Source organism: Hymenobacter lapidiphilus (assembly GCF_013377885.1).
Taxonomy (GTDB): Bacteria; Bacteroidota; Bacteroidia; order Cytophagales; family Hymenobacteraceae; genus Hymenobacter; species Hymenobacter lapidiphilus.
Map to the genome: position 1 here is coordinate 103,696 of NZ_JABKAU010000012.1, position 14,699 is coordinate 118,394.

Annotated in this window: 11 protein-coding genes; 2 read left to right on the plus strand and 9 right to left on the minus strand. The window is 60.9% G+C overall.

Features of this window, described 5'->3' with window-relative positions:
• Positions 1-146 precede the first annotated feature (146 nt).
• Entirely contained in the window at positions 147-1,826 is a 1,680-nt protein-coding gene (paaN, locus tag HW554_RS08710) for a phenylacetic acid degradation protein PaaN (RefSeq protein ID WP_176908194.1), read from the plus strand.
• 136 nt (positions 1,827-1,962) lie between these two features.
• Here the strand turns inward: paaN and HW554_RS08715 are convergent, their stop codons facing one another.
• The 9 genes from HW554_RS08715 to HW554_RS08755 form a co-directional block, all read right to left on the minus strand.
• Positions 1,963-2,217, minus strand: coding sequence for a hypothetical protein (locus HW554_RS08715; protein WP_176908195.1), 255 nt, complete (start codon positions 2,215-2,217; stop codon positions 1,963-1,965).
• A 148-nt stretch (positions 2,218-2,365) separates the two neighbouring features.
• A complete protein-coding gene (locus HW554_RS08720; RefSeq protein ID WP_176908196.1) occupies positions 2,366-3,115 on the minus strand; it encodes a LytR/AlgR family response regulator transcription factor in 750 nt (249 codons plus the stop codon).
• Positions 3,116-3,238: 123 nt separating this feature from the next.
• Complete coding sequence (locus HW554_RS08725; protein ID WP_176908197.1) at positions 3,239-4,378, minus strand: sensor histidine kinase; 1,140 nt, start codon at positions 4,376-4,378, stop codon at positions 3,239-3,241.
• A gap of 11 nt (positions 4,379-4,389) precedes the next feature.
• Positions 4,390-4,992 (minus strand): DUF7010 family protein, encoded by a 603-nt coding sequence (locus HW554_RS08730; RefSeq protein ID WP_176908198.1) that lies wholly within the window; start codon positions 4,990-4,992, stop codon positions 4,390-4,392.
• A gap of 49 nt (positions 4,993-5,041) precedes the next feature.
• Positions 5,042-5,980 carry an alpha/beta fold hydrolase gene (locus HW554_RS08735; protein ID WP_176908199.1) on the minus strand — a complete coding sequence of 313 codons (939 nt, stop codon included), beginning with the start codon at positions 5,978-5,980 and terminating at the stop codon, positions 5,042-5,044.
• A gap of 135 nt (positions 5,981-6,115) precedes the next feature.
• Positions 6,116-6,445: a hypothetical protein gene (locus tag HW554_RS08740; RefSeq protein ID WP_176908200.1), complete on the minus strand. Its 330-nt coding sequence runs from the start codon at positions 6,443-6,445 to the stop codon at positions 6,116-6,118.
• Positions 6,446-6,534: 89 nt separating this feature from the next.
• Complete coding sequence (locus HW554_RS08745) at positions 6,535-7,086, minus strand: hypothetical protein (protein WP_176908201.1); 552 nt, start codon at positions 7,084-7,086, stop codon at positions 6,535-6,537.
• A 91-nt stretch (positions 7,087-7,177) separates the two neighbouring features.
• The gene (locus HW554_RS08750) at positions 7,178-7,885 is read right to left on the minus strand and encodes a hypothetical protein (protein ID WP_176908202.1); all 708 of its coding nucleotides are present in this window, start codon (positions 7,883-7,885) and stop codon (positions 7,178-7,180) included.
• A 201-nt stretch (positions 7,886-8,086) separates the two neighbouring features.
• A complete protein-coding gene (locus HW554_RS08755) occupies positions 8,087-12,052 on the minus strand; it encodes a cadherin-like domain-containing protein (protein WP_176908203.1) in 3,966 nt (1,321 codons plus the stop codon).
• A 338-nt stretch (positions 12,053-12,390) separates the two neighbouring features.
• On the opposite strand from HW554_RS08755, the gene HW554_RS08760 reads away from it, so the two are divergent.
• Positions 12,391-14,514, plus strand: a complete 2,124-nt coding sequence (locus HW554_RS08760) for a TonB-dependent receptor (protein ID WP_176908204.1) — start codon at positions 12,391-12,393, stop codon at positions 14,512-14,514.
• The last annotated feature ends 185 nt before the right edge of the window (positions 14,515-14,699 follow it).

The window sequence follows — 14,699 nt, forward strand, 5'->3', positions numbered from 1 at the left end:
GCCCCGGCCCCGCTGGGCCAGCGGCGAGGCCCGGCGGACCAGCGGGGCCGGGGCCGCTGGCAGGAAGCCATTTGCTGCGGCCCGCGGTTTACGTTACGGCCATTAGCGCGGCGCATAATTCTACTTTCCCACCCTTACTTTTCTACATGAGCACCAGCACCACCGACACCACCCAGAAGCACCAGGCGACCCTCGACGCGGCCGTGGAGGCCCTGCACGGCCGCACGTTCTTTGCCGCCTTCCCCGAAAATCCCTCGCCCGAAATCTATGGTGCCGACGCCGACAAGGAAGGCCGCGCCAGCTTCAAAGCCCACCGCGACCAGCGCTTCACCGAGCTGCAGCAGGGCGAATCCGCCGGCTGGGCCGGCCAGGAAGAGTCGCCCTACGAGCAGGCTTCGCTGGGCATCGAATACCCGTACTATAAGCCCGAAACGCTGGTGCAGAACGCCCAGGAGGTGTTCGGGCAGTGGCGCAAGCTGAAGCCGGCCGACCGCGCCGCGCTGCTGACGGAGACGCTGGAGGGCATGAAGGACCGGTTCTTCGAAATTGCCTATGCCACCATGCACACCACCGGCCAGGCTTACATGATGTCGTTTCAGGCCAGCGGCCCGCACGCTGCCGACCGCGCCCTGGAAGCCATTGCCGCCGGCTACGAAGAGCAGACCCGTTTCCCGGAGGAAACCCGCTGGGAAAAGCCCATGGGCAAGTACAACATCACGCTGCACAAAACCTGGCGCGCCGTGCCCAAAGGCGTGGCCCTGGTAATCGGCTGCTCCACGTTCCCGACCTGGAACACGGTGCCCGGCATGTACGCCTCGCTGGTAACCGGCAATCCGGTCATCATCAAGCCCCACCCCAAGGCCGTGCTGCCCATCGCCATTGTGGTGGCCGAAGTGCAGAAGGTGCTGGTGGCCCACGGCCTCGACCCGCGCATCTGCCAACTGGCCGTGGATGCCAACGACCACCTGATTGCCAAGGAGCTGGCCGAAAACCCCGCTGTCAAGCTCATCGACTACACCGGCGGCTCGGCCTTTGGCGAGTACATTGAGGGGCTGAAAGGTAAGACGGTGTTCACCGAGAAAACCGGCGTCAACTCCATCATCCTCGACTCCTGCGACGACCTCGACAAGGTGGCCCAGAACCTGGCCTTCTCGGTGAGCCTGTACTCCGGCCAGATGTGTACCGCGCCCCAGAACTTCTTCATTCCGGAAGGTGGCGTGAAAGTCGCCGGCGAGCTGGTGCCCTACGAAGATGTGGTGCAGAAGCTGGCTGCCGCGGTAACCAGCCTGGCCCAGAACCCCAAGGCCGGCCCGCACGTGCTGGGGGCCATTCAGAGCGCCACTACCCAGGAGCGCGTGCGCGACCTGGCCCTGGAAGGCAGCCGCTCGGTGCTGGCCCATGGCACCGTCGATAACCCTGTTTTCCAGAACGCGCGCACCTGTTCCACGAGCATTCACGAAGTAGAGTCAAGCCGCGTCGAGCAGTTCAGCCAAGAGTTGTTCGGCCCGATTATGCTCGTCATCAAAACCCGCGACACCCAGGAAAGCATCCGTCTGGCGGCTGACCTGGCCCGCGAGCATGGGGCTATTTCGTGCGGTGCCTACACCACCGATTCGGCCGTTAAGGAGCAGATTATGGACGAGATGAGCCTGGCTGGCACGCCCGTCAGCTTCAACCTGACCGGCGGCATTTACGTGAATCAGAACGCGGGCTTCTCCGACTTCCACGTAACGGGTGGCAACCCGGCCGGCAACGCCAGCTTCACCAACCCCGAGTTCGTCATCAAGCGCTTTACCTGGGTCGGCTTCCGTGAGCCGATTGCCTAAGCTCTGAGCTGCGGGCTTCCGTTTAACAAACCTGAACCGCTTGCACAAAACAAGGCCCCGTGCTCAACCGAGCGCGGGGCCTTGTTCGTTTTTTTGCTAACAGCTAACAGCTAACAGCTAACAGCTAAAAACGAAGCTACTGTCGGGGCTTCTTGTATTTGTACTTCTTGGGCGCGTCCACCATTCGGAATTTCTGGGGGTCGTTTGCTTTCAAATCGATGCCCAGGCCGATAGGACTGCGGTTTTTGAAGGAGCGCGAATTGTCGTTGGAGCGCTTGACGGAGGTGGTATTGAAGCGGGTTGGACGCTCCATCATTTTATCTTCGCTGGAACAGGAGGCGGAGCCTACCAGCAGTAAGCCCAGTGCAAAGTTGAGTAGCAGAATTTTCATGGTGGGTGGTGCAGAGTGACAATTGATAACCGGCGCATCTACAACAGTTTGCTGCAGTTGCTCAGTTACTTGTTTGGCCTTTGTACCTCATCCCGCCTCAAAAGGATACAGTTGTCGCCGAATAATACCAGAAGTTCTTTTGCAAGGCTTAAAGGCTCAGCAATTCGCGGAAGCGTGCCGACTGCTGGCGAGATACCTCCACCTCAGGCCCGCCCCGCAACCTGATTTTGAGCGTATTGCTGAACCAGGGCTCGATGCTTTCCACCCATTTCAGGTTGATGATCTGCTGGCGGTTGGCCCGGAAGAATGTGCGCGCATCCAGCCGCTGCTCCAGGTGCTGCAACGTGCGCGGAATAAGCGGCCGGTGCGTATCGAAGTAGATTTGGGTGTAGCCGGCGCTGATTTCGAACAGGCGCACCTCGCTCAGGCGCACAAACCAGCACTGCTCGCCGTCGCGCACAAACACCTGGTCGTTTTCGGTGAGCGGGGTGGTAGCCGCCTCGGTCGGGGCTTCGGGGGCCGCAGTAGCGGCCGGATCGGGCAGCGCGGCGGCTCTGGCCCGCGCTTTGGCCAGCGCTGCGGCCAGCCGCTCGGTTTGCACCGGTTTAAGCAGGTAGTCGAGCGCGTTTACCTCGAACGCCTGCAACGCGTACTCGTCGTAGGCCGTGGTGAAGATGACCTGGGGCGCGGCTTCCAGCGAAGCCAGCAGCTCGAAGCCGGTTTCGCCGGGCATGTGAATGTCGAGCAGCAGCAGATCGGGCCGAACGGTGGCCAGCAGCTCGCGGGCCTCAGCGGCGTGGCGCGCCTCGCCCACCACGGTTATATCGGGGAAAACACCCAGCAGGTGCCGCAGTTCGGTGCGGGCCAGCCGCGAATCATCGACGATAACAACTTCCATAAATCACTGATTAGCGCTGATTGTATTGATTTCGCTGATTTTCGGCAGGAATAAAGCGAATAAAGAACGTCATGCTGAGCGGAACCGAAGCATCTCTACCGCAATGCGAATCCTGATAGGTTTTCACCGGCGCGGTAGAGATGCTTCGGCTCTGGCTCCACCTTCGCTCAGCATGACTGGTGTTTTATCAACTCCACTTTGCACCGGCAGCTGCAGATGGGCCACCACGGTATTGGGGCAGTGTGGGTCGTTGGCCAGGTGCAGGTGGGCGGCGGGGCCGAAGAGCAGGACCAGCCGCTCGCGGGCGTTGCGCAGGCCTACGCCCTCGTGGCCGGGCGTGGGGGCGAAGCAGCCGGTGTTACGCACGCGCAGGTGCAGCGTGTTGGAGTCGTTGAGCTGGGCCGTGAGTTGGATGGTGCCGCCTTCGGGCCGGGGCGCGAGGCCGTGCTTGATGGCGTTTTCGATTAGCAGCTGCACCGTCATGGGCGGAATGAGCACGGGCAGCGCGGCCGGGTCCACGTCGAGCGAGTAGCTCAGGCGCTCTTCGAGCTGGATGGCTTCCAGCTGCAGGTAGTGCTCCACGATTTCCAGCTCGCGGGCCAGCGGCACCTGTTCGGTGCTGTTGAGCTGGATGGAATAGCGCAGCAAATCGGAGAGGTGCGTAATCATGGCGCGGGCGCGGGCCGGGTCCTCCATCACCAGGGCCCGGATGTTGTTGAGGCCGTTGAACATGAAGTGCGGGTTTATCTGGGCCTTGAGCGTGCGCATTTCGGCCTCCCGCACGGCCGCTGTCAGTCGCCACTTATCCACCTCGGCCTGCCGCGAGCGGCTGAGGTAGTGCCAGCCGAAATAAAAGCCTTCCCAGAGCCAGAGCAGTAGATTGACGTTGAGCGCGTAACCGATAAACTGCCCCCAGCCGTAGGGCTGCCCGGTGGGTGCCGGCCGCACCACCCAGTAAATCAGAGCCCAGATGATAACCTGGCTTAGTACCGACAGCAGCAAGTTGGCCACCAGCAGCCGCCCCAGCAGCGCCAGTGGCGCCAGCTGCGCCCAGCCCAGGGCCCTGATGTGGTAGCGCAATGCGTGGGTCAGGCCCAGCAGGGTCAGTGCAATGACCAGGCTGATCAGGAATATATCGACTGAAAACCGGCTCAGAATGGAGAAGCCCACCACATTGAACGTAGCATAAAGCGCCCAGCCCACGGCCTGGCAATACCAGTAGGAGCGGGTGGGCGCCGGCACGGCGGCGTAGGCAGATAGCATAGATCGAAGCATCAGGCCTTAGCTGAAATGGCGTTGGGACCGGCTATAGCCGCGTACACCTGCCGGTGGCGGCGGTACGAAACGAACAGCAGGCCGGCCAGCACTAGCAGCGCCCCCGTCAGAAACAGCGGAATCAGGTACAGCTCGGCCGGGTTCTTTATCCGGAGGCCCAGCGCAGTGCAGCCCACCGCAATTACCCCGGCCATAAAGGCGTAGGCTTTGGTATCGTAGAACCAGGCGTAGGGAAAGAAATGGGCCCCAGTGATGACGCCGTACACCATAATAAAGTGCTGCGGGTAGCGGCTGAACACGAACAGCAGAATGGGAAAGTAGAACAGCTGCGCGAAATTCAGCCACAACCCCAGCGGCTGCAGCGGGTTGTGCGGCAGCACCCAGGTAGTGCCCCACGCCTTCGACAGCAGCCCGGCCAGCGGCAGCACCAGCGCCCCCACAAAAAATGTGATGAAACCCAGCCGGGCCGGTGCGTAGGGCAGCGTCCAGACGAAGGCAATACCGGCCCAGACGAGGCAGGCGGCCCCGATGAAGTCGAGCCCGTTTTTCGCCCGGACCGACAGCTCCAGCTTCAAGGCCGAAAAGTCTTGTGCAGTTACCATCAGCAGCGTTTTATAGAGACAAATGGAAGGTGCCGGAGAAAGATAGCAACTACCGGCGGGCCACCGCCGACTGCTTCAGGAAGGCGTCGGTCTGCTGAAGAAACCAGGCCGTATCGTCCCACATCAAAAAGTGGCGGCCGGCCTCCGACATTTCCACGCGGTGCTGGGGTAAGGCGGCGTACTGGCGCTCGAAAATGGCCTTGGTGCTTTCCTTCGTCGAGCCGTAATCTTTGTAGGCGGCCCAGGCCCCGAGCACCAGCACCGGCTGCTTGATGCGACCCAGCTCGGTGCGCAAATCGGTGGTGTAGAGGTCGTACATAGCCTGACCAACGGTGGCGGGGTCGGAGGCTAGGCTCCAGCGGGTGGCCTGGCTGATGCGGGCGGTGTCAGTCATCATGGTGGCCGACATCTGGCGGGCCATGGCGACGGGCATTTTGCCGGTCATCTGCTGGCGCATGCTGATGGCCATCGGCCGGGCCATGGCCACGGTCATATCGGGGTTCTGCATGGCGGCCAGAAACGGCAGCGAATCCACAATCACCAGCGGCCCCAGGGCCTCGGGGCGGGTGGTGCTCAGCCACAGGGCCATAAAGCCGCCCAGGCTGTGGCCCACCACCACGGGTTTGTTCAACTTTTGAGTCTGGATGTAGGTCAGCAGCTGGTCGCGCACGTTGCGCAGCAGCGAATCGGTGCTGGCCGGGGCCGCTACGCCCCCAAAACCAGCCAGGCTGACGATGTGGCACTGGTACTGCTTCTGATACCGGGCCACCGTCTCATCCCAGACCGCGCCGGGGCAGGTCAGGCCCGGAATCAGCAGCATGGGTGCCCCCTTGCCCACCACCCGCACCGAGAAGTTGGGATGCGCGGCCGGGTTGTCGGCTGCTGCGGTAGTAGTGGGGGCCGAAACCGGGGCAGCAGTGACGGGCAGGGCGGTGGCGGCCAGCAACAGGGCGGCGGCGAAGGGGCGGAGGGCGGCGGTCAGTTTCATAAGGAGAAGGGGTAGTGGGTTGGAGTAGCTGATTCAAACCTACTACACTCCCGGCACCTCTGAAACTACTTTCCCGCGAACGGTAAACCAGCCTGCCGAATGGCGGGCCGGGCCTCCCGAATGGCAACGGCGCTTTTACAGTAGCTCGCGCAAATCCTGCCGCAGGTTCTCCACGCCGCGCCGAATTTCCTCCCATACGCCCGTTTCGGAACCAGCCGGGGCTGCCGCCGCATCGGTAGGCGAGGCGGCCGTGGCCTGGTCGAGCTTTTCGAGCAGGCGGGCGCGCTTGGCTTCTAGGGCCTCGGCGTGCTGCTGATAGGTAGCCGTAGAGCCGGCCACGGTGGCGTGGGCGCGCCGGTGCAGGGTCTGGATTTTCGTGTCCAGCTCATCAAGGGCCTGCTGCAAATGGGCGGCGCTCAGGTGGGCCGGCACGCGGATATGGTCGGGGTCGGGAACGGTAGCCATGGGCAGGGAATAAGGGGAGGTGAAATCAGACCGCGCCCGGAAGGGCCGGCCACCACTAAAGAAACGACCTTTTTTGGCCGAAGTTACTTTCAGGCCTCACCCCACACCAGCGGCACGCCCAGCTCGCGGGCCAGCGGAGCGGCGGCCGAAGCGTAAAGCAGCCCCAGCAGCTCGTTTACGGCCGGCGCATATTCGATGCGGTAGTCCTCGTGCATTTTGCCGATGGATTTGAGCACCTCGTGGGTGCGGCGCACCAGGTGCTGGAGCAGCGGCTGGGTAGGGCCGTGCAGGCGGGCCGTGGCCTGGGGCTGCTCGCGTAGCACGTTGGTCAGCAGCCGCAGCGTCAGCTCAATTTCGCCGTGCGTATCGGCCGTTATTTTGGCGTGGTAAGCCAGCCGCTGCTGCAGCTGCCGGACAATGTGCAGCAGGTCGTTGGGCGTCTGGTGGAAGCCACGCACCGGGTCATCTACCTGCCGTTGCAGCGCCTCGCGGCGGGTTTCCAGCGCGTCGTCGCCCTCCAGCAGCCGGAACCTCAGCTGCTCAGTCAGCACGGCATCTTTGGCCACGAGTTTTGTGAGCAGTTGGTCTTTTTCTTTGGCAGGCAGCGCCAGCAGCGCACGGCGCAGGTCGGGGGATAGCATATTAGGTTGTGCTGTTAGACTTTTTTGAGCTATCAGCCTATAGCTGTAAGCTAATAGCTTTTGTTGAGTTGACAGATAACCAGCAGCCAACTCAATGAGCCTCCCAGCCCCACCCCAGCCGGTAGGCGGACGCGGCCCCGAGCAGCAGCAACAGAAGCACGGAGTTGCGCCAGTCAGAGTTCCAGAGTTGTAGTTGGGCCTCTAGCCAGGAAGGGGATTCGCGGTCATTATTGATCTCTACCACGCTGGCACACATTATAAGATTGAGAGGTGAAGGAGGCAGAAGCTTTTTTATCGGCTTCGACTTAGTAGTGAACGTGTAGAAAGCGGTCGGCTCGTGCCGGAGGTCAACCCAGTATTTTTTCATGCTATACACATTGCACCAATCCAACAGCTGTACCAAACTGGAGTAGCTAGCCCGCCGACTAAAATGCACTTGAAGGCCCCGGTCGTGGTTGGGGTCGACTTGCAAGTGATGAAAAACAGCTTGTGCGTTGCGTAAGGCGAAATAGTCTTCAAATAAGTTACCCGTTACCGCGAAGATTTGCCAAGGACGAAAGGCTGCTATTGTAGCTGGTGACGAGTAAGGGAGGTTGTAATCGCCTGTACGATATTCAGCAGGCAGGTCAAGTTTGGGGTCCAGTGGCAGAAAATTTACCTCCATCACATGCTGCAGCCCTACCCCCCGCACCTGCGGCACGGCCATGCAGCCCAGCCACAGCAGCCAAGCCAGCGCCAGTAAGCCCGGGGGTAGCAGCAAGGGGCGGCGGTGGCGGCGGGGCAGGGGCAGCAGGAGCATCGCAATTGAAAATTGTGTGGACTAAGATACCGAGCCGGCAGCAAATACGAAGACTCTCATCGGCTACTCAGCGCACAAGCAAAACGCCCGCCCTTTCCAGTCTGGAAAAGGCAGGCGTTCTACATAAATGGCCCTGAAAAGTGGGCTGACCCCGGTCGAGAGCTACCGGTTAAGGACTCACAATTAACCGCTTCAGCAACCCTATTGCTTCACCAGACGCTTGCTGAACTGACGGCCACCTTCGCCGCGTACGAGTACGATGTAGGTGCCGCTAGGTGCTGTGCGTAGGTCGAGCGTGGGCTGGCTGCCGCCGCGCGCTGTGGTGGCCAGCACCACCCGGCCTACGGCGTCGAGTACCTGCACCTGGTAGCTGCCCTCGGGCAGCTGGCGCAGGTCGAGTTCGGTGGTAGCCGTGGTGGGGTTGGGGGCCAGCGAAATGCTGGCGATGCGGCTGAAACGGACTGTTTTCACGTCCGAGTAGCTGCTGGTACCGTCCAGATCAACTTGCCGCAGCCGGTAGTATACCAGCCCGGTAGCTTTAGCGGCCACGCCCGCGTCGGTGCGGGTGTAGCTGGTAGTGCTGCTGCTGTTGCCCTGGCCGGCTACCCGCGCAACCGAGGCGAAGCTGCGGCCATCGAAGCTGCGTTCTACTTCGAAATGGCTGTTGTTCAATTCGGTAGCGGTGCGCCAGGTCAGGCGGGCGTCGGTGTCGCGCACAGCCTGGGCCTCAAAGGCAACCAGCGTTACGGGCAACGGACGATCCTGCACCGGAATGGAGAAGGTAGCCGTATTGCTGCTGCCGGCTCCGCTGTTGTCGGTGGCCGTGTAGGTGAAGGTGGCTGTGCCCACAAAACCGGCACTCGGGTCGAAAGTGAGCTGATCGGCGTTGCTGAGCATGATAACCTGACCGGGAATAACGGCCGTGCCATTGAGCAGCAGTACGCCCGTGCTGGCATCGGGCAGCGTCCGGATAGTGAACGAGGCTACCGGCGAGGCACCCGGGGCCGTCGAAGCACTTACGGGCGAAATACTGGTGGCAGGCGACTGGTTGCTCAGGCCCCGGTTCAGCACGTCGTTGGCCGTCAGACCCACGGTGCAGGTGCCGAAGTACAGATCGTCGAGGCCAAAGTCGTTGCCGGAAAAATCTTTGTTCACATCGCGCACCTCAAACACGGCCGTCGTATTGCTACCCGAAAACCAGAGGTCGGCAATCTGCTGGTAGCTTGTAGTGGTGCCTAGCGTCGTGACGTTGGAAGTGGACTTGCCGTTGATAACGAATCCCAGCTGGGCCGGGCTACCGGGGTTAACGCTGTTGGCGAAAGCCGAGAAGCTGTAGTACGTGTTGGGCTGCACGGTTATCGTCTGCCGGTACACAATCGAAAGGTTCTGCGAGCCATTCACAATCATGAAGTTGTCGCCGGCCCCCAAACGGCCTGTGCCTGCGAAACTGGGGTGGTAATTGGCTGCATCAGTTCCTACACTATATAAAGCTTCGGGAATCAGCTCATTATTAACTCCGGCAACGTCGGCCACATAGCCATAATCAGAACTAAAAGCCGTATTACCCTGAGTGAAGCTGGGATTCACCAACAGGTTGGTGCCCGTGCCAATGCCGCAGACCTGGTTGCTGTTGTATACGTTCAGGCTTACAGTAGAGGTATTCGAGAATTCCGGCGTGCTGCCCGGTACCCGCACCCGGTAGGTGAATGCGTCGGGGCCTATGTAGCCGCTGGCAGGTGTGTAGGTGTAGCTGCCGTTGGCATTGAGCGTGAGCGTACCATTGCTCACTCCTGCAACTAACTGAACCACAAAGCCGCTGTTGGCCAGGTTGGCCGGGTTATCATCGTTGAGGATAACGTTGCCCGTTTTCGGGCTATTGGCCGGTACCTCGTTGCTATCGTCGCCGGTTACGAAGAGGTTGCCCGCCTGCACCGTCACGTTGAGCGTAAAGGTGTCGGCGGCGCTGTTGCTGCCTTGGCCGGTGCTGGTGCCCACAGTGCTTAGCAGCGTGTTGGCCCCGTGGCTGGTAGGCACCGTGAAGCTGAACGTGTACGTGTTGGTCGCTCCGCTGGCAAGCGGTACAGTAGTACCAAAAGTGATGGTGTTTGTGCCCGGGTCATAAGATGACCCGGCGGGCAGAGCGGCCTGCTGGGTAGGCGTCATGCTGGCACCAGTGGGCAGGCGCACAGTCTGGGTGACCTGGCTAGCGGGCTGCGGACCGTTGTTGGTGAACGTGGCCGTGTAGGTGCCCGAGGGCTGGCCTGCACCCAGGGTTGCCGGGCCGCTTAGCGCAGTTGTTACGTCGGCCACCGGACCAACTACCGGGATGGTGTAAGTGGCGGGAAGATTGGAGCGGATGCCGGCATTGTTCACGGCGAAAAACGTGAAGGTAGCATTGCCCGAAAAACCTGCATCAGGGTCGAAGCTCAGGGTTGCGGCCTCTGCAGCCGTTAGGCTCTGGCCCACGGTAACAGGCGCACCGCCCACTCCCTGATATAGAATACCGCTGGCCGCAGCAGGCAGGGTGGCTACAATGTAGCTTGTAACCGAACCGCCAGCGTTGGGGTCATTGCCGGCCAGTCCGGCAATGGCGGTAGCCGCGTTAGTGCTTGGCATAGCCGGCGAGTTGGTCACGCTGATGGCCGTGGGGGGCAGCGGGCTCTGGCCGGCACACAGAGCGCTGTTCGGAATGATCTGGCGAGTGATGCCCGCGCCAGCCGTACTGCTGTATTCCAGCGTCAGGACGTTGCCACCGCCATCCTCGCCGTAGTAAATCAGAATGTTGTGCAAACCGGCCGAAAGTGTTACCGTGTTTTGTACCATAACGGCGCCGTGAGCACCGCCATTGTTGATGGTGGCATTAGCCAATGCAGGGGCGAAGGCCGCGTTATCCAGCCACAGGTACGAGGCATCGTCCGAAGTGAGGTAGAAAGTATAGTCACCGGCGACGGGAATGTTCACGCTACCGCGGTGGCGGGTTGAGAACTGGTTGGGGTCAGTGCCGTCGCCGGCGGCAGTGGCGGGTGGGATGATATTGCCCCAGCCATCGGCGGCCGTAGTGCTGCTGCCAGTGAAGTTGAGTTGGGGGTCGATGCGGGTCAGGCCGGACGTGTTGTTGGTGAAAAAGCTAAAAATGTCGGCGAAGTACCCTGCATAATATTCAGCCCAAAGCCCACTCGCCGAAGGACCACCGCCATAAGTTGGCCCACAATTTTGGGGTGGGGTGGTCGGGGCGGTAAGAGGAATGGAGTAGGTAGCGGTATTAGCGCTGAAGTTGCCGTTGCTGTCGGTAGCCCGGTAGGTAAATGTGACGTTTTGGGCAGTACTGCCGGCGGGGGTATAGTAGAGTAGGCCAGCTTGGGTAGCTGACAGAACCTGACCGGCAACGGCTACTTGGCCGTTGCTGCTACCTAAACGCACCGTGCCTACGGTGGGCACGGTAACGAGGGTGTAAGTGCTGACGGTCGCTCCGGAAGGGCCGCTAATGGTGGCTCTCAACGGGCTGATTTGCGTGGGTTGAATGGTAGCCGAAGTGCTGATCGAAGCCGTTACAACGTCATCGACCGTGAGCTGGGGGTTGGCGACGGGGGCGGTAAGCGAGAAATCGTCGAGGCCAAAGTCATTGCCGCCGCCATTGGTTTCGAGGTCGCGCACCTGAAGGATAAGCTGACTACCAGCTCCCGGATTGACCGTTACCGTGTTCAGTTGCCAGTTACCACCATCGTTGGGGTTAGTGAACGGTGAACCGATATCGACGCTATTGGCTGATACCTGAATTCGGGCCTTGTTGCTGCCAATGGCATTAAGTAGCCAAAATGAAAACTGATAGTTCCTGTTTGGCGTCAAGCCGGTAATAGTTTGCTGCCAGATGATAGTGCTTGATGAAGCCGCGCCGTCGACTACCATGTACAGGCCGGTGCCGCTGGTGTGGTCGGGAAAATTGCCAAAGCCCGGGTTGAATGCGTTGGCTCGGGTCACCAGCACGTACTGGCCAGCCCCCGACGATGTGCCGTTCGGGTTAGGCACGTAAGTGTAACCCGAAGTGAAGCCAGTATTACCCGATTGAAAATCAGGATTTGTAATTAGGTTTTGAGCACCGGCCGGAATGCCTGGAATTATTACCAACAGCAACAGCAGCCAGTAAAGTAGCGATAAGCGTTTAGTCATGAGGAAGGAGAGAAAGAGGTAAGGAGGTCAGATGGCGAAGTCGATGAATAATCAGACTGAGTGGCTAGAATTCAATAGGGTGGTATCTTATTGTTAATCAGCAGTTAATCATGCCCGATAATGGAGCAAATAAAATATAAATCTATCTATATAGCGAGCAAATACCTTCATTATATTATTGCTCTATTTGATTAAGAGGAGAGGTGTTAGTTATAAGAATCTGTTTAACAGGATTTTATAACCGTTCGTCGGTTATTTGCGCTGGGCTGATCTTTCAGCCCAGCCGGAGCTAACTTTCGGCCGATAGCGGCTGTTGCTGCTACTTCCCCTCTGTTATTATGCCTATACCTTACCGCTTCGCCGCGCCGCTGTGGCTGCTGCCCGTTACTGTCTTCGCCCAGACTGTCGCCCCGCCCGATACCGCCCGCATCGTAGCCCTGCCCGAAGCGACCGTGGCCGGCTATGGTCAGCAACTGCCGCTACGCCGCACGGCCGCCGCCATATCCACCCTCGACCGCACCGATTTCGAGCGTTTTCCTGATAATGCTCTGACCCAGGCCGTGAACACGCTGCCCGGCGTACGGCTGGAGGAGCGGGCCACCGCCAGCTACCGCCTGAGCGTACGCGGCAGCACGCTCCGCTCGCCCTTCGGCGTGCGCAATACCAAGGTGTACTACCAGGGCCTGCCCTTCACCGAAGCCAGCGGCAGCACACCCCTCAACCTGCTCGACCCCAGCCTGCTGGGCGGGCTGGAAGTGATTAAAGGCCCGGCCGCCAGCGTGTATGGGGCCGGCACCGGCGGGGCTATCCTCCTGACCGGGCGTCGTCCGGCCACGCCCGGCACGCATGTTTCGGCGAGCTTCACGGCGGGTAGCTACGGGCTACGGCGCACCACGGCGGCCTTCGAAACGGCTACCGCTACCGGCTACCTACGCGCCGCCTACGCCCGCCAGACCCTCGACGGCTACCGCCAGCAAAGTGCCCTGCGCCGCGACGTGCTCACGCTCGACGGCGAATGGCAGCCCACCGAGCGCCAGACCGTGAGCCTGCACGCGCTCTACACCGATATCGACTACCAGCTGCCGGGTGGCCTCACGCGGGCCCAGTTCGAGGCCGACCCGCGCCAGGCCCGGCCAGGCACAGCTACCGCGCCCGGCACTGTGGGCCAGCACGCTTCCTATGCCTCGCAAAATGGTCTGCTGGGGGCCAACCACGAGGTCCGGTTCACGGAGCGGCTGCAATTACGCTCGACGCTGTACCTGAGCGGCAGCCGCATCAATACGCCTTTCCTGATTGATTTTGAGCGCAACACGCTGCTGGGCGGGGGCGGGCGCACGGTGCTCAGCTACCGCACGGCCCTGGCCGGCCGCACCCTGCGCCTGCAGGCCGGCACCGAGGCCCAAACGGGGTTCAAGAGTGCCCGCAACTACCAGAACCGCGCCGGCCAGCCCGGCCCGCTGCGCTATGACGACGAAATCCGCACGCTTACTGGTTTCGTGTTTGCTCAGGCCGATTATGAGCTGCCCGCCGAACTGCTGCTCACGGTAGGGGCTAGCTACAACCGCTTGCGCTACCGCATCAGCCGCCTTTCCGACGCCGCTACCAACCCCACGGGCTACGCGCTGAGCCGCGACTTCCGGCCCCAGGTGTCGCCGCGGGTGGCGCTGCTGCGCGAATTCGGGCCGGGCCTGTCGGTGTACGGCAGCGTGAGTACAGGCTTCTCGCCGCCCACCGAGGAGGAAATTCGCCCCTCCGACGGTTCCATCAACCAGGCGCTGCAGGCCGAGCGGGCCACCAGCTTCGAGCTGGGGGCGCGGGGCCAGTTCTGGCGGCAACGCCTGCGCTACGATGTAGCCCTCTACGACCAGCGTCAGCGCCAGAGCATCACTACCCGCACCACCGACCTGGGCACTCAGCTGTTTCTCAACGCTGGCACCACTCGTCAGCGCGGGGCCGAAGTGGCGCTGAACGGTTTAATCTGGCGTAAGCGTTGGATTAAGAATCAACATTTTGTGGGCGGCCACTTTCAGCAGACGCGCACCGAAAACAGCGTTCGGGCCTTCGTGAGCTACGCCTACAACCACTACCGTTTCGGTAGCTACCAGCGTGGCGACCAGGATTACAGTGGCAACCGCCTCACCGGCACCGCGCCCCACACGCTCACGGCCGGCCTCGATTTGCGCCAGCGCCACGGCTTCTACCTCAGTCCCACCGTCAACCACCAGGCCCGGCTACCCGTCAACGATGCCAACACTGCCTACGCCGCCGGCTACTGGACCTTCGGCTCGCGGGCTGGCTGGCGCGGCAGCCTCGGCCCGGTGCGCCTCGACGTGTTCGGTGGCGGCGAAAACCTGAGCAACCGCCGCTATTCGCTGGGCAACGACCTCAATGGCTTCGGCGGCCGCTACTTCCAGCCGGCTGCTGCCCGCAACTGGTACGCAGGAGTAGCAGTGAAGTGGTAAATTAGATGACTGATTCAGAGAGGAACAAATGTTGAGAAGTCTATTGTCTTAGCAGTAGAAAGCCCTTTTCAAACGGTTCAGGACATAATTTCGAGCAGTTTTGGCAAGTGAATAGGTATAATGTAAAGTCAGTTTCGCTGCTGTTGTCGTTTTGCATTATCTTATGTGGATGCTATTCTTGTCTT